This window comes from Bordetella genomosp. 7, from assembly GCF_002261415.1.
In the GTDB taxonomy this organism is placed as follows: domain Bacteria; phylum Pseudomonadota; class Gammaproteobacteria; order Burkholderiales; family Burkholderiaceae_B; genus Bordetella_A.
The window spans coordinates 63005-86751 of sequence record NZ_NEVI01000013.1 but is presented as its reverse complement, the minus strand read 5'-3'; the positions used below and the strand labels follow the sequence as shown (position 1 = coordinate 86751).

General features: G+C 67.4%; 11 protein-coding genes. 10 read left to right on the top strand and 1 reads right to left on the bottom strand.

Annotation, left to right across the window (positions count from 1 at the left end):
• Window positions 1-10: 10 nt before the first annotated feature.
• From CAL18_RS06680 to treY, 7 genes are read left to right on the top strand one after another with little or no spacing between them, the layout of a single operon-like run.
• Complete coding sequence (locus CAL18_RS06680) at window positions 11-3229, top strand: alpha-1,4-glucan--maltose-1-phosphate maltosyltransferase (RefSeq protein WP_249278383.1); 3219 nt, start codon at window positions 11-13, stop codon at window positions 3227-3229.
• 12 nt (window positions 3230-3241) lie between these two features.
• A complete protein-coding gene (gene treS, locus CAL18_RS06675) occupies window positions 3242-6577 on the top strand; it encodes a maltose alpha-D-glucosyltransferase (protein ID WP_094817564.1) in 3336 nt (1111 codons plus the stop codon).
• Window positions 6574-8775, top strand: coding sequence for a 1,4-alpha-glucan branching protein GlgB (glgB, locus tag CAL18_RS06670; RefSeq protein ID WP_094817563.1), 2202 nt, complete (start codon window positions 6574-6576; stop codon window positions 8773-8775). Before treS ends, glgB begins: the two co-directional genes overlap by 4 nt.
• Window positions 8776-8777: 2 nt before the next feature.
• A complete protein-coding gene (gene glgX, locus CAL18_RS06665) occupies window positions 8778-10892 on the top strand; it encodes a glycogen debranching protein GlgX (RefSeq protein WP_094817576.1) in 2115 nt (704 codons plus the stop codon).
• Window positions 10889-12733, top strand: a complete 1845-nt coding sequence (gene treZ / locus CAL18_RS06660; protein WP_094817562.1) for a malto-oligosyltrehalose trehalohydrolase — start codon at window positions 10889-10891, stop codon at window positions 12731-12733. The genes glgX and treZ overlap by 4 nt, the downstream gene beginning before the upstream one ends.
• Entirely contained in the window at window positions 12730-14826 is a 2097-nt protein-coding gene (malQ, locus tag CAL18_RS06655; RefSeq protein WP_094817561.1) for a 4-alpha-glucanotransferase, read from the top strand. The genes treZ and malQ overlap by 4 nt, the downstream gene beginning before the upstream one ends.
• Window positions 14823-17435, top strand: coding sequence for a malto-oligosyltrehalose synthase (treY, locus tag CAL18_RS06650; protein ID WP_026638499.1), 2613 nt, complete (start codon window positions 14823-14825; stop codon window positions 17433-17435). Before malQ ends, treY begins: the two co-directional genes overlap by 4 nt.
• On the opposite strand, the gene CAL18_RS06645 is transcribed toward treY, so the two are convergent.
• Window positions 17394-20444, bottom strand: coding sequence for a GAF domain-containing protein (locus tag CAL18_RS06645; protein WP_081745622.1), 3051 nt, complete (start codon window positions 20442-20444; stop codon window positions 17394-17396). The genes treY and CAL18_RS06645 overlap by 42 nt on opposite strands.
• A gap of 219 nt (window positions 20445-20663) precedes the next feature.
• Between CAL18_RS06645 and CAL18_RS06640 the strand changes: the two genes are divergently transcribed.
• Genes CAL18_RS06640 through CAL18_RS06630 form a run of 3 tightly spaced genes read left to right on the top strand, consistent with a single transcriptional unit; the run spans window position 20664 to window position 23660 of the window.
• The gene (locus tag CAL18_RS06640; protein ID WP_026638498.1) at window positions 20664-21434 is read left to right on the top strand and encodes an endonuclease/exonuclease/phosphatase family protein; all 771 of its coding nucleotides are present in this window, start codon (window positions 20664-20666) and stop codon (window positions 21432-21434) included.
• Window positions 21431-22645, top strand: coding sequence for a cardiolipin synthase ClsB (gene clsB / locus CAL18_RS06635; protein WP_026638497.1), 1215 nt, complete (start codon window positions 21431-21433; stop codon window positions 22643-22645). Before CAL18_RS06640 ends, clsB begins: the two co-directional genes overlap by 4 nt.
• On the top strand, window positions 22638-23660 hold the full coding sequence (locus tag CAL18_RS06630; protein WP_051423640.1) for a lysylphosphatidylglycerol synthase domain-containing protein: 1023 nt from the start codon (window positions 22638-22640) through the stop codon (window positions 23658-23660). Before clsB ends, CAL18_RS06630 begins: the two co-directional genes overlap by 8 nt.
• The last annotated feature ends 87 nt before the right edge of the window (window positions 23661-23747 follow it).

Sequence of the window (23747 nt, the reverse complement as noted above, 5' to 3'; positions counted from 1 at the left end):
CGAGATGCGCATGGAAAGCAGCACGCGTCCACCGATCTTTACGTCCGCCGAGCCCGCCGGCGTGCGCGAGCCCTTGCGCCTGTATCTTGCGCAGGGGCCGCAGGCCCAAGCCGGCGTCGCCGCATGGGGCGCCCTTTGCGCACACGTGCGCGATGCGGGATTCAACGGCGTGGTGGTCGAGCCGCTATGGGAGCGCGCCGTGGCGACCGCCGCATGGCCGGCGCCCCGCGACCCGGACCGTCCGCATCCGGCCATGGGGTCGGAAACGGCCATGCCCGCTCTGCTGGCGCGCCTTGCCGGCGAGGCGGCGCGCCACGACCTGCAGTTGTACATGGATCTGGTCATGGACCGGACTTCGGCAGAGTCCCCTTCGTGCCGCCAGCATCCCGATTGGTACGAGAGCCCGGCTGATGATCCCGCGCGCGATCCCCGCAGCGAACCCGAGCTGCGCGGCATCCGCCGCCTGCGCCCCGGCCCGCTGCCCGCCGAGCTCCTGGACGACTGGCGTCAACGCTTGGCGTTGTGGCTGGACGCAGGCCTGGCGGGCTTTCGTATCGACGCGCCCCACCGCATCGGGTCCGAAGACTGGCACACGCTGCTCGGCCCGTTGCGCGCCGCGTATCCCGACAGCAGCTTCCTGGCCTGGACGCCCGGCATGGATCCGGGCCAACTGAAAAGCCTGCGCAGCGCCGGGTTCGATGCCGTGTTCTCGTCGCTGCCCTGGTGGGATCGCCGGTCGGCCTGGCTGGCCGACGAGCATGAGCGCCTGCGCGCCGTGGCGCCGGTCATCGCCATGGCCGCCCCGCTGCCCGAGGCCGCACCGCCAGTGCAGGTTGCGCGCGGGGTCTGGTCGGCGGCGGTCAGCGGCGACGGCATACTGGTGGCGGGTGGGATCGAGACGCACGCGCCGCTGTACCGGCAGGTCAACGAGTGGCTGAGCGCGTTGCCCGCCGCGGGCGCGTTGCGCGTGGCGCCCGGCGTTGGCAACCATTGCACCGTGCTCGTGCATCACGACGCGTGGGCCGGCGACCCATTGCCCGGCGCCCGTGTCCTGCTTGTGAATCCATCCGACCGTGTGGCCGCGCGCGTAGATTGGCAGCATATCGGCCCCATGCTGCCGGCAGGCGCGCTGCGGCACGACGGCATTCCTGCCGAACTGCGCCTGCACGGGGATGAACTGCCGCCGGGCGGCGCGGCTGCCTTCACCGTCCGTCCCGGCGCGCCGGTGCAGGTTCCGGATACCGGGCGCCGACCTGGCGCGCGCGGGCAGCGCGGCACCCGCATCGTGGTGGAAAACGTCGCTCCCGCGGTGGATGGCGGCCTGTATCCGGCCAAATGCGTGGCGCAAGACACCGTACTCGTACAGGCGGATATCTTTACCGACGGCCACGAGAAGCTGAGCGCGCAGGTGCTCTGGCGCGCCGTCGACGAGCCCGACTGGAACGAAGCCCCCATGCGCGAGCTGTCCAACGACCGTTGGGAGGCCGCCATACGCCCGCAACGCATAGGGCGGCATGAGTTTGTCATCAGCGCGTGGCGCGACACCTGGAAGACTTTCCGCGCCGACCTCGTGAAAAAGCGAGACGCCGGGCAGGACCTCGGGGCCGACCTGCTCGACGGCGCCGCGCTGTTGCGCGATGCCCTGGCACGTGGACGGGCACAGTCCGCCAATGAAGCCTCACTTGCCCCGCTGGCGCACGCCCTGCGCGCGCTCGAAGAAGGCAACGATGGCGCCTCTGCCCTGTTCGCCGAACCGCTGTCGCAGGCCATGCAACGCTGGTCCGACAAACCCTTCCATTATCTGAGCCCGGCTCCGTGGCCGCTGTGGGTGGACAGGCGCGCCGCCACCTATGCAAGCTGGTACGAATTGTTCCCCCGCTCGCAGGCCGCCGAGCCGGGGCGACACGGCACCTTCGACGATGTCGTGGCGCGGCTGCCGCACATACGCGACATGGGCTTTGACGTGCTGTACTTTCCGCCCATACACCCCATCGGACGTACGCACCGCAAGGGCCCGAACAACAGCCTGCACAGCGAGGCAGGCGACGTGGGCAGCCCCTATGCGATTGGTGCCGCCGAAGGCGGCCACGACGCCATCCATCCGGAACTCGGGACACTGGCCGACTTCTTGCGCCTGGTGGAACATGCGCGCCGGCACGGCCTGGAAATCGCCCTGGATTTCGCCATCCAGTGCTCTCCGGACCACCCTTGGCTGGCGCGGCATCCGGAATGGTTCGAGCGGCGCGCCGACGGGACTATACGCTACGCCGAAAACCCGCCCAAGAAGTACGAGGACATTGTCAACGTATCGTTCTACGGCGGCAGCGGCCGGCGCGCGCGCAAGTCGGCGCTGTGGGGCGCCCTGCGCGATATCGTGCTCTTCTGGGTGAGCCACGGCGTGCGCATCTTCCGCGTCGACAACCCGCATACCAAGCCGTTGCCGTTCTGGGAGTGGCTGATCGCCGAAGTTCAGGGGCGCTATCCGGACGTGATTTTCCTGTCGGAGGCGTTTACGCGTCCCAAGATGATGTACCGGCTGGCCAAGCTCGGCTTCACGCAGTCGTATACGTACTTCACGTGGCGCAATACGCGCGCCGAGCTGGCCGATTACCTTCGCGAGGTATCGCGTCCGCCGGTGACCGATTTTTTCCGTCCGCATTTCTTCGTGAACACGCCGGACATCAACCCGTATTTTCTGCAGACATCCGGCCGGGCGGGGTTCTTGATCAGGGCCGCGCTGGCGGCGACGACATCCGGACTATGGGGCGTATACAGCGGGTTCGAACTGTGCGAGTACCAGCCGGTGCCTGGCAAAGAGGAATACCTGGACTCGGAAAAGTACCAACTGCGGCAGCGCGACTGGCACGCGCCGGGCAACATCATCGCGCACATCGCCAAGCTGAACGCGGTGCGCCGCGGCAGCCCCGCGCTGCAGACCCACCGCGGATTCACAGCCATCGACACGGGCAATGACCAGGTGCTGTGTTTCTTCAAGGCCACGCCGTGCCGCAGCGATGTGGTGCTGGCCGCCATCAGCCTGGACCCGCACCGGCCCCAGGGCCTGCAGATGGAAGCGCCATTCTGGCTGTTCGGCCTGGCCGACGACGGCCTGTTGCATGCCTACGACCTGCTGCACGACCACCAGGAGTCCTGGCGGGGCAAATGGCGGGACTTCACGTTGACGCCAGAGCAGCCCTACCGGCTGTGGCGGCTGTCGATTGCCGATTGATAACGAGTCATTATGCCAACCGCAACTACCGCACTGCCCTCGCCCGGCGACAACCCGCTCTGGTACAAGGACGCGGTCATCTACCAGCTGCACATCCGTTCGTTCTTCGACGCAAACAACGACGGCATAGGCGACTTCGAAGGCCTGATCTCCAAGCTGGATTACATTGCCAGCCTGGGCGTGGACACTATCTGGCTCCTGCCCTTTTATCCTTCGCCGCGCCGCGACGATGGCTACGACATCGCCGACTACCGGGGCGTACATCCGGACTACGGCACCATCGCGGATGCACGCCGGTTCATCCGCGCGGCACATGCCCGCGGACTGCGGGTGATCACCGAACTGGTCGTGAACCATACGTCCGACCAGCACCCGTGGTTCCAGCGCGCCCGCCGTGCCCGTCCCGGCAGCGCCGCGCGCAACTATTACGTATGGTCCGACGACGACCAGGCCCACGCCGGCACGCGCATCATTTTCTGCGACACCGAAAAATCGAACTGGACGCGCGATCCCGTGGCGGGCGCCTATTACTGGCATCGCTTTTATTCGCACCAACCGGACCTGAACTACGACAACCCGCAAGTCTTGAAAGAGATACTGGCCGTGCTGCGCTATTGGCTGGACATGGGCGTGGACGGGCTACGGCTGGACGCGGTGCCCTACCTGGTGGAACGGGAGGGAACGAACAATGAAAACCTGCCCGAGACGCACGCGATATTGCGCCGCATACGCGCCGTGATCGATGCGGAGTATCCGGGCCGCATGCTGCTCGCCGAGGCCAACCAGTGGCCCGAAGATGCGCAGGAATATTTCGGCAACGGCGACGAATGCCACATGTCGTTCCATTTTCCGCTGATGCCGCGCATGTACATGGCCATCGCCCAGGAGGACCGCTTTCCCATCACCGACATCATCCGCCAGACACCGGAGATTCCCGAGACCTGCCAGTGGGCGATCTTTCTGCGCAACCACGACGAGCTGACGCTGGAAATGGTAACCAGCGAAGAGCGCGATTACCTGTGGAACGTGTACGCTGCGGACCAGCGCGCCCGCATCAACCTGGGCATCCGCCGGCGCCTTGCGCCGCTGCTGGAGCGCGATCGCCGGCGCATCGAACTGATGAACAGCCTGTTGCTGTCGATGCCGGGCACGCCGGTGCTGTATTACGGCGATGAACTCGGCATGGGCGACAACATCCACCTGGGGGACCGGGACGGGGTGCGCACCCCCATGCAGTGGTCGCCCGATCGCAATGGCGGTTTCTCGCGCGCAGACCCCGAGCGCCTGCCGCTGCCGGTGCTGATGGGGCCGCTGTACGGGTACGAAGCCGTCAACGTCGAGGCACAGCAGCGGGACCCGCATTCGCTGCTGAACTGGACCCGGCGCATGGTGGCCAAGCGCCGCCAGTCGCGCGTGTTCGGCCGCGGCACGCTGCGCTTTCTGTACCCCGGCAATCGCAAGATCCTGGCCTATCTGCGCCAGGACGCCGACTGCACCATCCTGTGCGTGGCCAACCTGTCCAACGCCGCCCAGCCGGTCGAACTCGATCTTGCGGAGTTCGCGGGCAAAGTGCCGGTGGAAATGTTGGGCGACAGCCCCTTCCCCGATATCGGCACCCTGCCGTATCTCCTGACCCTGCCGCCCTATGGCTTTTATTGGTTCGACCTGAGCGCCGAGCATGCGCCGCCGGCGTGGCATGCGCAGCAGCCCGAACAGATGTCGGACCTGCACACGCTGGTGCTGCGGGGCCGCAGCAGCTTTGCGCTGACGGACTCGTCGCGTCGCGCCCTAGAGCACGACGTGCTGCCCGCCTACCTGGCCCGACAGCGCTGGTTTCCGTCGGAACACCGCGCCGGCACCGCGAAACTCGTGGCCATCGCCCACCTGGACGGCGGCGACGCCGAATACCTGATATGCGAGGTGGAGACCGGCACGGGCTCCGAGCGCCCGCGCCTGCATGTGCCGCTTTCGCTCAGCTGGCGTGCGGCGGACCCGCACGATTACGTTCTGGCGCGCACAAGGCGCGGGGCGGACCTGGGTACGCTGGCGGACGCCTCGCGCCAGGAGGGATACGTGCGCGCGCTGCTGGCCGGGCTACGGGCTGGCGCGGAGCCATCGGCACCAGACACCGGCGAGGCGGAGCTGTGTTTCCTGCCCGAGCCCGGCCTGCGCAGCCTGGACCTGCCTCCCGACGTGCCGCTGCGCTGGCACGGAGGCGAACAGAGCAACACATCGATCACCGTCGGCGACCACGCCGTGCTCAAGATCGTGCGCCGCATCGAACCCGGTATCTCGCCCGAGGTCGAGATGTCGCGGCGGTTGACGCAGGCGGGCTATGCCAACACGCCCGCCCTGCTCGGAGAAGTCGCTCGGCGCGATGCCGACGGAACCATGCGCACCCTTGCGGTAATGCATGCCTACCTGGTGCACGAAGGCGACGCATGGACCTGGACGAACGACTATCTCAAACGCGCGCTCGACGATGCGCTGCCGCGCAACGCCAGCGTCGACGAATTCGACGAAATGCTGGCCGGCTACAGCACCGTCGCCGGAACAATAGGGCGGCGCCTTGCCGAACTGCACAATGTACTGGCGGAACCCGTCGACGATCCGGCCTTCGACCCGCGCCCGGCCACTGCCGAGGACGCCGCCTTGCATGCGCAGGCTATCGCAGCCATGCTGGATCAGGCGCTCGAGCTGCTGGGGCAGATCGAATCGCAACTGGATCCCACCACACATGCTTGCGTCATCTGGCTGCGCGAGCATCGCGACCGGCTCGCCGGTCATCTGGCCGCCTTGGCGCAGGCCCAGATCGGCGCGCCGCAGCTGCGCATCCACGGTGATTTTCACCTGGGGCAAGTGCTCCTGGCACAGACCGACGCCTATCTGATCGACTTCGAAGGCGAGCCGGCACGCGCGCTGTCCGAACGCCGCGCCCGGACCTGCCCGTTGAAAGACGTGGCGGGCATGTTGAGATCCTTTGACTATGCCGCGGCGACGGCCAGCCGCGCGGAGTTGCCCGGAACCGTGGCCGGCGACGGCGGCGCGGGCGCGCCCGGCGAGACCGAACAGGACCGCCGAGGCCAGCTGCTGGCCAGGTTCCGTTCTCGAGCCGCGCAGGCGTTCCTGCAGAGCTACCGCGCGGCGTGTGCGCCCGCGCTGCAATTGCCCGCCGACCGCGAGCACGCGCTGCTGCAGGCGACGCTGATAGAAAAGGCCGCCTACGAAGTGTGCTACGAGGCGCGCTACCGGCCCGACTGGGTCGCCATCCCTTTATGCAGCCTGGCCGAGCTGGCCCGGGCCGAACTGATGGCCCACGCCATCGACAACGAGGAGCATCGTTCATGATCGAGACGGCGCAGACCGCCCTACCCCGCCTGGCTCCCAGCGTACAGGAAGCCTTGCTGGCAGGCGAATATCCGGATGCGTTCGGCGTCCTGGGACCGCACGACATCGATGGCCGGACGGTGCTGCGGGCCTTGCTACCCGGCTCGCTGAGCGTGGAGGCGGTATTCGACGACGGCTCCGCATTGGCCTTGCCCGCCGCCGGCGACGGGCTTTACATCGCAGATATCACGCGGCATTGCCGGGACGGCGTGCGGCCGCACTACAAGCTGCGCGTGCAATGGCCGGGCGGCGTCGAAGAACTGGAAGATCCCTACGCGTTCGGCCCATTGCTGGACGACGAGCATCTGGGCATGCTCGCCCAGGGCTCATGGCTGTACGCAGGCCAGTGCCTGGGCCCAAGGCACTGCGAAGTCGACGGCGTGCGCGGGGTACGCTTCGCCGTATGGGCGCCCAACGCCCGGCGAGTCGCGCTGGTCGGCGACTTCAACGGCTGGAACGGGCTGCGCCACGGAATGCGGCTGCGTCATACCGCCGGCGTCTGGGAGATTTTTGTGCCGGCCGTGGCGCCGCAAAGCCGCTACAAGTTCCAGATCTGGGGCGCCGACGGCGTCACCACGCTGCGGGCCGACCCCATGGCGCGCCAGGCCGAGGCGCCGCCGGCCACGGCGTCGCTGGTACCGGACGAGACGGGCTACCACTGGAACGATTCCGCATGGATGGACAGCCGCGCAGCCCGGCAGCGGCCGGACGCGCCCCTGTCGGTCTACGAACTGCATGTGGGTTCGTGGCTGGCAGACACCGGGCCCGGGCCGCTATGGGACCGCCTGGCCGACCGGTTGCCCGCCTATGCGCGTGCGCTAGGCTTTACCCATATCGAGCTGATGCCGGTCATGGAGCATCCGTTCGGCGGCTCGTGGGGATACCAGCCGCTGGGCATGTTCGCGCCCAGCGCGCGCTATGGCACGCCCGCCGATTTCGCACGTTTTGTCGACCAGTGCCACGCCGCGGGGCTGGGCGTGATCCTGGACTGGGTGCCCGCGCACTTTCCCAATGACCTGCACGGATTGGCGCACTTCGACGGCACCGCGCTATATGAGTACGCCGACCCCCGGGAAGGATTCCATCCCGATTGGAACACGATGGTCTACAACCTTGGGCGCAACGAAGTAAAGGCTTTCATGATCGCAAGCGCGCTGCACTGGCTGCGCGAGTTCCATATCGACGGACTGCGCGTCGACGCGGTGGCGTCCATGCTGTATCGCGACTACAGCCGCGGGCCCGGCGAGTGGATTCCCAACCGCTATGGCGGCCGGGAAAACCTGGAGTCGGTGGACTTTCTGCGCGAGCTGAACACGGTGGTGGCTTGCGAATGCCCGGGCGCCATCACCATTGCCGAAGAATCCACGGCCTGGCCCGGCGTCACCGCGCCCGTGGCCGATGGCGGCCTGGGGTTCGACTACAAATGGAACATGGGCTGGATGCACGACACCCTGCGGTATATGCGCCATGACCCCGTGCACCGGCGCTTTCACCACCACGACGTCACGTTCGGCATGATGTATGCCTATTCCGAGCGCTACATCCTGCCCCTGTCGCACGATGAAGTGGTGCACGGCAAGGGCTCGCTGCTGGGCAAGATGCCGGGCGGGCACGCCGACAGGTTGGCCAACCTGCGCATGTATTACGGCTATATGTGGGCGCACCCCGGCAAAAAACTGCTGTTCATGGGCGGCGAGATCGCCCAGGAAGCGGAATGGAACCATGATGCGCCCATCGACTGGGGCCTGCTCGATGACCCCGCGCGCCGCGGCATACAGCGGCTGGTGGCGGACCTGAACCGGCTGTACAGCGAATTGCCCGAACTGCACAAGCGCGATGCCGACCCCGCGGGCTTTGCCTGGATGGTGGGCGATGACGAAACCAATAGCGTATTGGCTTTTGTGCGCACGGACGGCCAGCATCACGTACTGGCCGTGTGCAACTTCACGCCGGTGGCCAGGCACGAATACCGCATCGGCGTACCCAGGCCCGGCCGCTGGCGCGCGCGCCTGAATACCGACGACGCGGCCTATGGCGGCACCGGCCTGGACGGCCCGATGCTGGTCGATACGCAGGAAGCGCCCGCGCACGGCCAGGAGCAGTCCATCACGCTGACCCTGCCGCCGCTGTCGACACTGCTGCTCAGACATGAAGGATGATCATGGCCAACAATACCCCGTACCGGCTGAGCGCGGGCTCTCCCTACCCGCTGGGCGCAACCAGCGACGGGCTGGGCATCAACTTCGCGGTTTTCTCGGCCAACGCCACGCGCATCGAACTCTGCATCTTTGATGAACACGGCCGCAAGGAATTGTGCCGCCTGCCCCTGCCCGAATGTACCGACGAAGTCTGGCATGGCTATCTGCCCGACGCCCAGCCGGGCCTGGTGTACGGGTATCGCGCGCACGGGCCCTACGACCCGCAGAACGGCCACCGTTTCAATCCGAACAAACTGCTGCTGGACCCGTACGCGCGGCGCCTGGTCGGTCCATTGCGCTGGTCGGATGCGCTGTTCGGCTATCGCATGCAGCACGCCAAGGCCGACCTGAGCATCGACAGGCGCGACAGCGCCGCCGCCATGCCGAAGGCAGTGGTAACCGACGACTATTTCGACTGGGGACGCAGCGCCCCGCCGGGCACGTCGTGGAACGACACCGTACTGTATGAAGTGCACCTGCGCGGCGCGTCCATGCAACGCGATGACCTGCGCGCGCCGCTGCGCGGCACGGCCACAGCATTGGCCGATCCGCGCTTCGTGGAACACCTGCACAAACTGGGCGTGACCGCCGTAGAGCTGCTGCCCATACATGCGTTCCTGCAGGACCGCTTCCTGGTCGAGCGCGGCCTGCGCAACTACTGGGGCTACAGCACCCTGTCGTTTTTCGCGCCCGAACCGTCGTATGTGCCGCAAGGCGGCCCCAATGAGCTCAAGCAGGCCATACGCCGGCTGCATGCCGCCGGCATAGAAGTGATACTGGATGTGGTCTATAACCACACGTGCGAAGGCAGCGAACTGGGGCCCACCCTGTCGTGGCGCGGGCTGGACAACGCCAGCTACTATCGGTTGATACCGGGCCAGGAGCGCTACTACGTCAACGACACAGGCTGCGGCAATACGCTGAACATATCGCATCCGCGGGTGCTGCAGATGGTGATGGACTCGCTGCGTTACTGGGCCTCGGCATACCAGGTCGACGGCTTCCGGTTCGACCTGGGCGTCACGCTCGGACGCGAAGGCACCGGCTTTGATCCCGGCTCCGGCTTCTTTGACGCGATCCTGCAAGACCCGCAGCTGTCACGCCTGAAGCTGATATCCGAGCCTTGGGACATCGGCCCGGATGGCTACCAGCTGGGCCAGCATCCCCCCGGTTTCTCGGAATGGAACGACCGATTCCGCGATAGCGTGCGACGATACTGGCGCGGCGACGATGGCATGGTCGGCGAACTGGCCGCGCGCCTGGCCGGGTCCCGGGACCTGTTCGACCGGCGGCACCGGCGTCCCTGGGCCAGCATCAACTACATCGCGTCGCACGATGGCTTCACACTGCGCGATATCGTCAGCTACGAGTCCAGCCATAACGAAGCCAACGGCGAAAACGGCAACGACGGGCATTCCGAGAACTTCAGCGCCAACTGGGGTCACGAAGGCCCCACCGACGACCGGGCGATCCTGCAAGTGCGCGCCCGTCTGCAGCGGGCGATGCTGGCCACCGTGATGCTGGCCGACGGCACACCCATGCTGCTGGCCGGAGACGAGTTCGGCAATAGCCAGGACGGCAACAACAACGCCTATTGCCAGGACACGGCGATCAGCTGGCTCGACTGGAACGATCTCGCGCAGGAGCCCGGAGCCGAACTCGCGGCCTACACTGCGCGCCTGACGGCATTGCGGCGCGCTCGCAGCAGCCTGCGCACCTCGCGCTACGGCGACGCCAGCCAGGAAGCCGCGCCCGGCCTGCCACAGTTGTCCTGGTTTACAGAAGGCGGACAACCCATGGATGCCCCGGCATGGGAAGACGCCGCGCGCCGCACCCTCGCGATGCGGCGCGCGGCGGCGGATGGCGATGCCGCGGCCGATGTCACCCTGCTGATGGTCAATGCCGGCAGCGAGCCGGTCCGCTTCCAATTACCGCCACCTGCGCTGCGATGGACGCTGGAACTGGACAGCGCCCGTGCACAACAACATCCCGCCAAGCCACTTCAGGGCGACACGGTGGAAGTCGCCGCGCGCAGCGTGGTCGTGCTGGGCGCGAAAGCGCCGCGAGAATCCGCATGACCGGCGCCCTGATCCCCGATCCGGCCGGCGCGCCGCCCGGCAGCCCCAAGCCCGATGCCGATGGGGCCCACCCTCAGTTCGGCGCACACGTGCAGGCCGACGGCACGACGCGCTTTCGCCTGTGGGCGCCTTCTGCGCCCGCCACGCTGGCGCTGGAAGTCGAAGGTTCAGCGCCCATCGCCCTGCGGCCCGATGCCGAGGGGTGGGTGCAGGCCGACGTCGCGTGCGCGCCGGGCGCGCGCTACCGGTATCGCCTTGACGCGGACCGCACCGTGCCCGACCCCGCATCGCGCCAGCAGGCCGGCGATGTGCATGACCACAGCATCGTCAGCGAGTCCGGGGGATACGCGTGGGCGCATCCAGACTGGGCCGGCCGCCCCTGGGAACAGGCGGTGATCTATGAAGCGCATCCCGGGCTGGCCGGAGGATTCGCCGGCCTGCAGCAGCGCCTGCCGCGCCTGGCCGCTCTGGGCGTCACGGTGCTGGAACTGATGCCCATCGCTGATTTTGCCGGCCGGCGCAACTGGGGATACGACGGCGTGCTGCCCTTCGCGCCCGATGGCAGCTACGGCACGCCCACCGATCTCAAGCGCCTCATCGATGCCGCGCATGGGCTGGGCATGTGCGTCATGCTCGACGTCGTCTACAACCACTTCGGCCCCGACGGCAACTATCTTGCGCAGTATGCACGCGAGTTCTTCCGCGACGATATACAGACGCCATGGGGTCCCGCGATCGATTTCAGGCGGCCGCAGGTGTGCCGCTATTTCGAAGAAAACGCCTTGTACTGGCTGACGGAATACCGTTTCGACGGACTGCGCCTGGACGCGGTGCATGCCATCGCCAACCCGGAATGGCTGCCCCGCCTGGCCCGTTACGTGCGCAGCCATATCCCGACCAACCGCCATATCCACCTGGTGCTGGAAAACGACGACAACCGCGCGACGCTGTTGCGCCAGGGGTTCGATGCCCAATGGAACGACGACGCGCACCATGTGCTGCACCATTTGCTGACGGGGGAAACCCACGGGTATTACGCAGACTATGCACGCGATACCGCAGCCATGCTGGCGCGCTGCCTGGCCGAGGGCTTTGCCTACCAGGGCGAAGCCACGGCGCGCGACGCGCAACGCAGGCGCGGCGAGCCCAGCGGCGACCTGCCGCCCACCGCATTCGTGCTGTTCCTGCAGAACCATGACCAGACCGGCAACCGCGCGTTCGGCGAGCGCCTGCGCACCCTGGTCGGCGAGCGGCCCGACGCGCTGCGTGCCGCCGTGGCCCTGCAACTGCTCGCGCCGCATATTCCTCTGCTGTTCATGGGGGAAGAGTGCGGCTCGTCGGCCCCCTTCCTGTATTTCACGGATTACAGCGACGCGGATCTGGCCCGGGCCGTGCGCGAGGGTCGCCAGCGCGAATTCGACCTGGCGGCCCAGGCGGGGCAGGATGCGCCGCAGCCGCTGCCCGACCCCAACGACGCCGGCACCTACGCGGCGAGCTACCCTTGGACGGACGAGCCGGATGCACAGCACTGGTACGACTACTATCAGGCTTTGCTGGCGGTGCGCCAGCGCATGATCGTCCCTCGCCTGGCGGGAGCCCGCAGTGAAGGCGCCCGGCCTCTCGGGCCACACGCCGTCGCGGCGCACTGGCGCATGGGCGACGGCGCCAGGCTGTGTCTCTACGCGAACCTGGGCCAGGCCGACGCAGTCGCGCCAGAACTGGATCCGCCTGACGGCAACGCGGTGCTGCTCTTTCAGAGCTGCCCGGGCGCTTGCGATGCCCTGATGCAGGGTCGCATTCCCGCGGCGTGCGCCCTGTGGCTGCTCGAGGAGCCGGCATGAGCAGCGCCTGGACCCCGCAGGACCCGCTCGAGGCGCTGGCCGGCGCGGCCGGTATCGCCGTGGAGTGGGTGAATGCTCGCGGCGAGCCCCGGAAAGTATCGCCAGACACCTTGCGAGCCGTGCTTGGCGCCATGGATCTGGACGCCGCCACGCCGGCGCAGGCGCGCGAGAGTATGGACGCCCTGGGTCGCACCGACGACGCGCCGCCCGCGCTCACCGTCGCGATGGCGGGCGAGACCCTGGATCTGCCCCCCGCCCGCTCGCACCGTTATGTCATGCACTTCGAAAACGGCACGCGGGCCGAAGGCGTGGCGCAAGACCGCGAGGGGCGGCTGCAGGTGCCTGTGCCCGACCATCCCGGCTATCACACCCTGGAGATCGACGGGCGCCAGTATCGGCTGGCGGTCGCGCCCGCGCGCTGCCCCACGCCGGCCGAACTGCTGCAGCAAGAGGCGCCGCGCGCCTGGGGCATGGCCGCGCAGATATATAGTTTGCGTCGCGCAGACTCCACGCATCCATGCGCGGCCGGGTATGGCGATTTCGGAGCGCTCGCCGAAATGGTGGTGCAAGCCGCCCGACTCGGCGCCGACGCCATGGCGATCAGCCCCGTGCATGCGATGTTCGGCGCCGAACCCGACGCCTGCAGCCCGTACTCGCCTTCCAGCCGCTTGTTCCTGAACGTGCTGTACGCGGACCCATGCGCGGTATTCGATGTGGAGCAGGTGCGGGCCGCCGCGGCGGCCGTCGACGCAAGCGGCAGCGCGGCGGCGCTGGAACGCCTGCCCCTGGTGGACTGGGAAACGGCAGGCAGCCTGCGTCTGGCGCTGCTGCGTCGGCTCTACGACGGTTTCGAACATGCCTCTCCTGCCCTGCGGGCCGACTATGCGCGCTTTCGGCAGGCCGGCGGCGACGCCTTGCAGAGCCATGCAATATTCGAGGTGCTGCACGCGCGGCACGGCGCCGACTGGCGGCAATGGCCCGCCGAGCTGCGCAATTCCCGGTCCACGCGCACCCACGGCTTTGGCGCCGCCCACGAGCGTGAGGTCGGCTTCCATGTGTTCGCACAGTGGTTGGCGCGCGCCAGTCTGGCACATGCGCAGACCGCGGCGCGCGGCGCCGGCATGCGCCTTGGGCTGATCGCCGACCTTGCCGTCGGCACCGACCCGCGCGGCAGCCACGCATGGAGCCGGCAGGCCGACATTATCGAGGGCCTGTCGATAGGCGCCCCGCCCGACCTGTTCAACCCATCGGGCCAGGAATGGGGGCTCGCAGCCTTCTCTCCGCGCGCGCTGCAGACGCACGGTTACGGCGCCTTCATTGAATTGCTGCGCGCGGTGCTGGCGGACACGGGGGGCATGCGCGTGGACCACATCCTGGGCCTTGCGCGACTGTGGGTCGTGCCCGCGGGCGCGCCGCCCGCGGCGGGCGCCTACCTGCGCTACCCCCTGCAAGACCTGCTGCGCCTGATCGCGTTGGAAGCCTGGCGCCACCAGGCCCTGATCGTGGGCGAGAATCTGGGCACGGTCCCCGAGGGGTTCAACGAACGGTTGGCGCAGCATGGCGTGCTGGGCACCACCGTGCTGTGGTTCCAGACCGAGCCGCTGCCGCCGGACGCGCCGGCGCATGCGCAGCCCGCTTTCATGCCGCCGTCCCGCTGGCCGGACGATGCGCTGGCCATGCCCGCCACCCATGATCTGCCCACCGTAAGGGGATGGTGGGAAGGCCGTGATCTCGATTGGCGGCGCCGCCTGTTCCGCGACCCTTCCGACACTGCCGCGCGGGCCATCATCCGCGGCCGCCGCGCGTCGCTGTGGGCCGGTTTGCGGCAAGCCGGGCTGGCGCCCGCCGGGCCGCCGCCCGACGAAGCGCCGATTGCGGCCGCGCTGAGCCTGGTGGCCGCGACGCCCGCTGCGCTGATGCTGGCTCCGCTGGAAGACCTGGCGGGCCTGGCCGACCAGCCCAACCTGCCCGGCACCGTCAGCCAGCACCCCAACTGGCGGCAGCGCCTGCCCGACGTCAAGAACGGCCTGCTGGACGATCCCCGGTTGCGGGCCCGCATCGATTCCATCAAGAAAGTACGGAGCCGTCCATGACGCCCCGCGCCACCGTCCGCCTGCAATTGCACGCCGACTTTACCCTGGACGACGCACGCGCCCAGGTGCCCTATTACTCCCGCCTGGGCGTGAGCCACTATTACGTCTCCCCCATCACCACGGCGTGCCCAGGGTCCACGCATGGCTACGACGTGGCCGACCATCGCCGCGTCAATCCCGACATCGGCGGCATGGAGGCGCTGCGCAGCCTGGTCCGCGAACTGCGCGCCCACCAGATGGGCCTGATCGTCGACATCGTGCCCAATCACATGGCGGCCCATGTCGCCAATCCGTGGTGGCGCGATGTCCTGGCTCACGGGCCCGACAGTGACTATGCCGACTGGTTCGACATCGACTGGCAGCCGGCCGATCCGGCGCTGCATGGCAAGCTGCTGCTTCCGCAACTGGCCCGGCCGTACGGCGCCAGTCTGCGCGCAGGAGACATCCGCCTGGTATACGACGACGCGCGGCAAGCCTGCCTGATCGAGGCCGGGGGCACACGGCTGCCGCTGGCGCCGGGCACCGAACCTGCGCAGGACCGCCCCGGCGTGCCGCGCGATAGCCATGACCCCGCCAGCGCCGACGGCCGGGCGCGGCTGCACAAGTTGCTGGAACGCCAGCACTATCGGCTGGCGTGGTGGCGTACGGCGGCCGACCAGATCAATTGGCGGCGCTTTTTCGAGGTTTCCAGCCTGGTCGGCGTGCGAGTCGAGCTGCCCGAGGTCTTCGACGCTGTCCACGAGCTGACCTTGCAGCTGTATGCCGAAGGGCTGATCGACGGCGTGCGCGTCGATCATGTAGACGGCGTGGCCGACCCCATCGGCTACTGCGCCCGGCTGCGCGCCGCCCTTCTGGCGCATGGCCAGGCGCGCATGGCCGCCGGCCTGCCTAGCGATCCCTACCTGGTCGTCGAGAAAATCCTGGGTGCAGGCGAAACGCTGGACCAGCGTTGGGAAATTGACGGAACCACGGGCTACGACTTCATGGATCAGGCCGGCGCGCTGCTGCACGACCCGGCCGCAGCTTCGGTACTGATCCAGGCCTGGCAGGTGCTGGCCGGCGACCCTCGGCCCGTGGGGCAGCAGCTCGAAGCGGCGCGCCTGCGCATGCTGTCGCGCCACTTCGCCGCAGAACGCCGCGCCCTGGTGCGCGCGCTGCAGCAGTTGGCCCGACAGGACCTGGACACGCGCGATTGGAGCGAAGATGCGATCGATCGGGTATTGACACGCCTGCTGGCCGCATTTCCCGTGTACCGCAGCTATGCCGGCCCCGAGGGCCGCAGCGCGGCCGACCAGGCCTATTGCCAGGCTGCGGCCACACGGGCCCGGCACGTGGCCGGCACCGCGCTCTCGCGCGCCGACACAGACCTGCTCGAGCAGATCGTCCACTGGCTCTGCGGCGAAGCAGCCACGAGCGCGGCTGCGCACGCGGTGCGGCGGTTTCAGCAGCTGACCCCCCCGCTGGCGGCCAAAGCGCTGGAAGACACGCTCTTCTATCGTTACGGCCCCCTGCTTTCCCGCAACGAAGTAGGCGCGTCGCCGGACAAGTTCTCGCTGTCCGCCGAAGAGTTCCACCGTGCCTGCGCGGCCCGCGCGCGGCGCTTTCCCGCGGCGATGCTGGCCACCGCCACGCATGACCACAAGCGGGGCGAGGACGTGCGCGCGCGCCTTGCCGTGTTGACCGAAATGCCGCTGGAATGGCTGCGCCGCGCACAGCAATGGCTGGGCCCGGCCGATGGCGCGCCGGTAGCCGCCGACCGCTATATGCTGCTTCAGACCCTGGTGGGCGCCTGGCCGCCCGGCCTGACGCCGGACGACGAGCCTGCCGTGCAGGCGTTTTTCGAGCGGGTGCGCGAGTGGCAAGTCAAAGCCGTGCGGGAAGCCAAGCGCCATTCGAGCTGGACCGAACCCGACGAGGCCTACGAACAGGCATGTTCACAGTATCTTGACCAACTGCGTCGGCCGGCGGACAACGGCGCCGCGCCGCTGGAACAGATTGCGGCATTTGCCGGCAGCATCGCCCTGCCCGGGATGCTCAACAGCCTGGCGCAGGCCACGCTGCGCATGACGGTTCCCGGCATGCCCGACCTGTACCAGGGCACCGAATTCTGGGATTTCAGCCTGGTCGACCCCGACAACCGGCGTCCGGTGGACTATGAGGCGCGAGCCGAAGCCCTGGGAAACCAGCCGGTAGCCATGGATATCTCGCAAGCATCAGCCCCGGCCTGGCAGTCCGGACAGGTCAAGCAGGGCCTGATCCACTCCCTGTTGCGGCTGCGCGCGGCGCACAGGTTGCTGTTCGACCATGGCGCCTACTTGCCCTTGTCCCTGCATGGCACACAGGCCGTGCACCTGCTGGCGTTCGCCCGCAGCCACGGCGACCAGCACGTGTTAGTGGTCGTGCCCCGGCTGTGCGCCTTGAAACTTGCCAACCCGGCGCAAGCGGCCGGCTTCTGGAGCGATACGCGCGTGCGCCTGCCCGCGGGCCTGGCGCGCATGGCCTGGCGTGATATCTGGTCTGACGACGTCCTGCGTCCGGACGCCCACGGTTGCCTCGACGTCCGGGCGCTATTGCAGAACCGGCCCGTCGGCGTCAGGCTGGCTGCATAGGGAGGCCGCCGGCCCGGGCGCCGGCGCGTGTTGCCGCGCCAACATGCGCCTGACGCGTCGCAGCATGTCCCCCAGCGAGAAAGGCTTCAATATCACTTCCAGCCCTTCGCCCTGGAATTCGCTGCCATCGACCACGTTCTCGGCGTAGCCTGTCATGAACAGTACATTCAGGCCCGGATGCGATTCGCGTGCAATGTCGGCCAGCTGCCTGCCGTTCAGCCCGGGCAGGCCCACGTCGGTCAACAGCAAGTCTACGCGCGGCGTCTGCGCAAGCAGCCGCGCGCCCGCTTCGCCGTCATGGGCGGCCAGGACCTGTACCCGCAGGCTGGACAGGCTTTCGCGCACCATTTCGCGCACATTGTGGTCATCTTCGACCAGCACGACCACCGCGTCGGCAGGCACGGCCAGGTCATCGGCAGGGTCGTGAGGCACCGGTCCGGCCTGCCCCACGGGCTCTCCCCGGTAGCGCGGCAGGTACAGGCGCACCGATGTGCCCTGCCCCTCGGCGCTTTCCATGATGACGAGGCCGCCGGCCTGGCGGGCGAAGCCGTAGATCATCGACAGGCCCAGGCCCGTGCCTTCGCCCAGCGGCTTCGTGGTGAAAAATGGCTCGAATGCCCGCGCCAGCACCTCGGGCGACATGCCGCAGCCCTGGTCCTGCACCAGCACCTCGATGAAGTCCCCTGGCGCCACATCGGGGTGCTGCCGCAGGAAACCTGCGTCCAGCTGCGTATTGCGCGCCTGCACCCGCAATGTGCCGCCGTCCGGCATGGCGTCGCAAGCGTTGATCACCAGGTTCAGCAAAGCGCTCTCGAGCTGGTTGGCGTCGCATTTCACGGTATGCAGGCCGGCGTCGGCGCGACAGGCCAGCGTGACGCCCTCGCCGGTATAGCGGCGAAACAGGTCCTCCATGGACACGAGCGTCGCGCCCAGATCCAGCGCCTTGGGATCCAGGGGCTGGCGCCGCGAGAAACTCAGCAGCCGCTGGGTCAGCCGCGCCGCGCGTGCGGTGGAATCCGTCGCCGTGGTGATGAAGCGGCTGGCTTCCTCGTACTTGCCGGCCTCGAACTTGCGCTGGATAAGATACAGCGCGCCGCTGATGCCCTGCAGCATGTTGTTGAAATCATGCGCAATGCCGCCGGTCAGGCGGCCCACGGCCTCCATCTTCTGCGACTGCATGAGCGCGGCCTGCGCCTGCCTGAGCTGTTCGGCCTGCAGCTTGAAATCGGTGTCATCGCGCCCGACAAGATAAAAGTTGTCCTGCGCCCAGGAGCCCGTCCAGGCAATCCAGTTGTATGTCCCGCGCTTGTTCAACAGGCGGCATTCGATATGGCGCGCTTTCTGCACCGAGCCCGGGTCGGCGGGCGGCAGCAGATTCATCCGCAGGCCTGCCAGGTCTTCGCTGTGCACCAGTTCTTCAAGCGGCATGGCCAGGAATTGCTCCGGGGTCCAGCCAAGTATGACGCGCACGGCGGGGTTCACGCTTACGAACCGGCCGCGCGAATTGGCCACCGCCAGCAATTCCGGAGACAGGCGCCAGATGCGATCGCGCTCTGCAATGGCCGACTCCACACGCTGTTCCAGCACGCGCGCATATTGCGATCGTTCTATCGCATCGCACAGACGCTCGGCGACCTCTTCCAGGAAGGCGATATCGGGGCCTTTAAGGGCGTGGTCGCGATGCGGCCGCACATACAGCATGCCCGACGGCCATCCCCAGCGCCGCAACGGAATCGCAATGGCCACGGGGCTGGCGTCACCGGCCTGGTTGGTAAGCAGCGGCGACAGGTACGTGGTGCGGCCGCTATCGTGGGCCTGCGCGCATTCGCCTCCGATGCGCCCGGCGTCAAACAATTCACCGTCCTGACGCGCCTGGTCAGACATCCAGTGCATGGCAGTACGCGCGAGCTCGCCGCCAGGCCCGAATTCCAGTATCGCGGCCACGCTCAGGTTCAAATGCCGGCCCAGGGCTTCGCAGGCCACATGCTCGATGTCGGATTGCTGGTGGATTTCGCGCATCTGGTCCACCAGCGACAACAAGAAATTCTTGCGATGCTGCCCCGCCCACAGTTCTCGCTCGGCGGCTTTGCGCGCGGTGATGTCCAACACCAGAACCGTAATGCGTTCGGGGCCTTCTTTGTGCACGTGCGCCTCGTACCAGGCGTCGCGGCCCTGATGAGGCGCTTCCAGTTCGAATTGGGCCGAAACTCCGGTGTCCACCACATTGGCGAAGGTTTCCATGATCATGTCGGGCACGCCGGGGATCATTTCGCGCAGTGAATGCCCCAGCGTATCGCCCGCCTGCAGGCCGCTCTGCATCTCGAACGCGGGATTCACCTCCAGGAACCGGAAGTCCGTCACCTGCCCGTTGTGGGTGCGCATGGCTTCGCAAAGAAAAAACCCTTCCTGCATCCGCTGGAACATGCCGCGCCAGCGCTCGTTGCTCTCGCGCAGCGCCTGTTCGGTGCGAAAGCGCTCGATCGCCAGCGCCGCCGTGCGCGCCACGACGGCCATCGCATCGACGTCTTGCGGGGCGGGCATGTGCTCCGCCCGGTAATAGTTAGAAAAAACGCCCAGCAGCTTGCCATCGGTGCCCTTGATGGGGGTGGCCCAGCACGCCTTCAGGCCATGCCGCCTTGCCGGTTCGCGCCAGCGCTCCCAATTGGGATGCTGCTGTATGTCGCCGACATAAACCGGCGTGCCCAGGTAGGCCGCCGCGCCCCATGATGCAATGTCGGGCCCGATGGGAACGTCGTCGATGGATGTCATGAACTCGTCAGGCAGGCTGGGCGCCACCAGGTGGCGCAGTCGCCCCTGCTCTTCATCGAGCAGCATGACGGAGGTGCACAGCGCGACGCCGGACTGCTGCTCCACCGCGCGCAACAGGTAGGCCATGACATCGGCCAACGGCCTGCCGTCGGCGATACGTTGCAGCAGGACGCGCTCATCCTCCAGCCTTGCGCGAGTGTCGGCCCAGGGATTGCGCACGGTATCTTGTTTGGTGAACATCTGATCCTCATACAGGCGGGCAAGCCCGCGGGTACGGCCAATGCTCCGCACAGGCGGGCGGGTGCGTCAGCACGTAGCGTGCCCGGGTCGGCCCGCCCCAGGGGAAAACGCGCCTTTTTTTTCGCGCGGTGTAAAAACTTCGCGCCCGCCTGCCGTTGCGCTCATGGCGATGCCGGGCACGCTACTTGCATAGCGCTGCCCATGCTAACGGAGAATCCTATGCCCGGCCGGGAAGCGCCGCCCCAACAAAGGCCTGTCGTCAAGGTACTGACGGTCAATGTCCATAAAGGTTTCACGTTGTTCAACCGGCGCTTCATCTTGCATGAGTTGCGCGCCGCGTTGCGCGACGCCGAGCCCGACATCGTGTTCCTGCAGGAAGTCATAGGCACGCATCATCGGCATGCGCGCCGGCTCGCTTCCTGGCCCGCGACTTCGCAATACGAATTCCTGGCCGACAGCCTGTGGAGCGACTTTGCCTACGGGCGCAACGCCGTCTATCCCGACGGTGACCACGGCAATGCAGTCTTGTCTCGCTGGCCCATCGTCGAGCACCAGAACCACGACGTATCGATAGGCACCCAGGAAAGCCGCGGAATGCTGCACTGCAAGGTACGCCACCCGCAGCTTGCCGATGCCATGCACGTGGTGTGCGTGCACCTGGGGCTGCGCGAGGCGCATCGTCAGACCCAGCTCGGGCGCCTGTGCGCGCTGGTGCGCCAGATCGATGACAGTGCGCCCGTGCTGGTTGCCGGCGACTTCAACGACTGGCGCCGCCGCGCGGGCCAGCTGCTGGCGGGCTGCGCCATGCACGACGTCTACCGCGGCACGCTGGGACGCGAGCCGCGCACATTCCCTGCCCGCTGGCCCTTGCTGGCGCTGGACCGCATCTATGTGCGCAATGTGACGGCGGCCAGGCCGGTGGCCCTGGCCTCTCGCGTATGGCGGCATTTGTCGGACCATGCGCCCCTGGCTGCCGAGGTGCGGCTATGACCGGCGTCTGGCGACACGACAATACCGTCGAACTCCTGGAAAATGGCGAGGCTTTCTTTCCGCGCGTGTTCCAGGCGATACGGGGCGCGCAGCACGAGGTCCTGCTGGAGACCTTCATCCTGTTCGACGACGAGGTGGGCCGCGAGCTGCGCCAGGCGTTGATCGAGGCGGCGCAGCGCGGCGCGCAGGTCGACGTCACTGTCGACGGGTATGGGTCCGATTGCCTGGACGAGGCGTTCATCGGCGGACTGACTGAAGCCGGCGTGCGCTTCCACATCTTCGACCCGTATCCGCGCCTCTTCGGTTTTCGCGTCAATGCGTTGCGGCGGCTGCATCGCAAGCTCGTCGTGGTGGATGGCGAAGTGGCGTTTGTCGGCGGCATCAACTATTCGGCCGATCATCTTGCCTCTTTCGGGCCCGAGGCCAAGCAGGACTACGCCGCCGAACTGCGCGGCCCCATTGTGGACGATATCCGCGCATTCGCGCGCGACGTCGTGCAGCGCGGGCGCCGCCGTCGCTGGCCGCGGCCGCGACGCCGGGGCGCCGCCAGCGGGCCGGCCGGCCAGGGCGCGGTGCTGTTCGTCACCCGCGACAACCACCGCCACAGTACCGATATCGAGCGCTACTACCGGGCCGGCTTCCGTACCGCGCAACACGACATTATCGTGGCCAACGCGTATTTCTTTCCGGGCTACAGGCTGCTGCGCGACCTGCGCAATGCCGCCCGTCGGGGGGTGCGCGTGCGCCTCATCCTGCAGGGCGAGCCCGACATGCCCATTGCCAAGCTGGCCGCGCGTACGCTGTACGACTATCTGATGTCGGCAGGGGTGCACATCTACGAATACTGCGAGCGCCCGCTGCACGGCAAGGTGGCTTGCATCGACGATGAATGGGCCACGATCGGCTCCAGCAATCTGGATCCGCTGAGCCTGGCACTGAACCTGGAAGCCAATGTCGTGGTACGCGACCGTGCGTTCACCGCCGACCTGCGCACCTCGCTCGAGCGCCTGATGCAACGCCATTGCCGGCGCATTGTCCCGCAACAGGGCGTCAGGCGCGTGCTGCGCCGCCTGTGGTTTGGCGTGGCCATCTACCACGTGCTGCGGCACTTTCCCACCTGGGCATCGTTGCTTCCGTCGCGCCCGCCGCGGCTGGAACGCATCGACCCCCCCTCCCCCGCGGCGCATGCCGATGAGAGCAATCATGAATAAACTGCGCCGGCTGTTCCATCACTCTTCCTGGCGCGCCATGCGCCGCTTCTGGAAGCGCACGCGCAGGATCTGGACGGCTGTGCTCATGATGGCGGTTGTCGTGCTGCTGGTGCAGCTGGCCCGCGACGTCGAATGGCGCGAGGTCTGGAGCACATTGCGCAAGATGCCGGTGGCCGTCCTGGTGGAAAGCGCCTGCCTGGTGCCCATCGCTTACCTGGCCTACAGCTCGTACGATCTGCTGGGACGCGCCTATACCGGGCACAAGCTGCGCAAGCTCACCACGATGATGGTTGCATTCGTCAGCTATTCCGCCAACGTCAATCTGGGCGCCCTGGTGGGCGGCGTGGGCCTGCGCTTTCGCCTGTACAGCAAGCTGGGTTTGCGGGTGTCGGTCATTTCGAAGGTGCTGGCCATGAGCATCTTCACCAATTGGCTGGGGTATGTGTTTCTGTTCGGCGTGCTGTTCACGTTGCATGAGGCGCCTGCAGAATGGCGGCTGAGCCCCTGGGCGCTGCGCGCAGCAGGCCTGGTCATGCTGGCCCTGACCGCCGGCTACCTTGCCCTTTGCGCTTTTGCGCGCCGCCGGCACCTGCACATCGCCGGGCGACACATTCCCTTGCCCACGCTGCGCATCGCGGCATTGCAGCTGGTGTTGTCGGTCATTTGCTGGGGCGCGCTCGGCGGGATCCTCTATTTGCTGTTCGGTCGGGAAGTGTCGTACACCTTGGTGCTGGCGGCATTGCTGCTCAGCAGCATAGCCGGCGCAATCGTGCACATGCCGGGCGGCGTAGGCGTGCTGGAAGCTGTATTCGTAGCCATGCTGGCGCACGAAGTGCCGAAATCCCAGGTGCTGGGAACATTACTTGCCTATCGTGCGCTTTATTACCTGGGGCCGCTGGTGATCGCCATGCTGATGTACGCCACGCTGGAAGCGCGGTTGCGCCGCCAGGGCGGGGCCACGGCACGCGCAGCGCCTGCCGGTGCCGCAGGAAAATCGTCCGGCGCCACAGGCTAATACCGTACACGCCATCATGGAATTCAGGTGATTGTCAGCGCCCGGGGCGCTCAATAAATAGCGGTTTCGCCTCCGCGACGTTCGACG

Bases quoted from the DNA above. Each gene is read 5' to 3' on its own strand.
- CAL18_RS06630 (WP_051423640.1), top strand. From the start codon at position 22,638: ATGAATAAACTGCGCCGGCTGTTCCATCACTCTTCCTGGCGCGCCATG.
- treY (WP_026638499.1), top strand. From the start codon at position 14,823: ATGACGCCCCGCGCCACCGTCCGCCTGCAATTGCACGCCGACTTTACC.
- CAL18_RS06680 (WP_249278383.1), top strand. From the start codon at position 11: ATGGAAAGCAGCACGCGTCCACCGATCTTTACGTCCGCCGAGCCCGCC.
- treZ (WP_094817562.1), top strand. From the start codon at position 10,889: ATGACCGGCGCCCTGATCCCCGATCCGGCCGGCGCGCCGCCCGGCAGC.
- clsB (WP_026638497.1), top strand. From the start codon at position 21,431: ATGACCGGCGTCTGGCGACACGACAATACCGTCGAACTCCTGGAAAAT.
- glgB (WP_094817563.1), top strand. From the start codon at position 6,574: ATGATCGAGACGGCGCAGACCGCCCTACCCCGCCTGGCTCCCAGCGTA.
- CAL18_RS06640 (WP_026638498.1), top strand. From the start codon at position 20,664: ATGCCCGGCCGGGAAGCGCCGCCCCAACAAAGGCCTGTCGTCAAGGTA.
- malQ (WP_094817561.1), top strand. From the start codon at position 12,730: ATGAGCAGCGCCTGGACCCCGCAGGACCCGCTCGAGGCGCTGGCCGGC.
- CAL18_RS06645 (WP_081745622.1), bottom strand. From the start codon at position 20,444: ATGTTCACCAAACAAGATACCGTGCGCAATCCCTGGGCCGACACTCGC.
- glgX (WP_094817576.1), top strand. From the start codon at position 8,778: ATGGCCAACAATACCCCGTACCGGCTGAGCGCGGGCTCTCCCTACCCG.
- treS (WP_094817564.1), top strand. From the start codon at position 3,242: ATGCCAACCGCAACTACCGCACTGCCCTCGCCCGGCGACAACCCGCTC.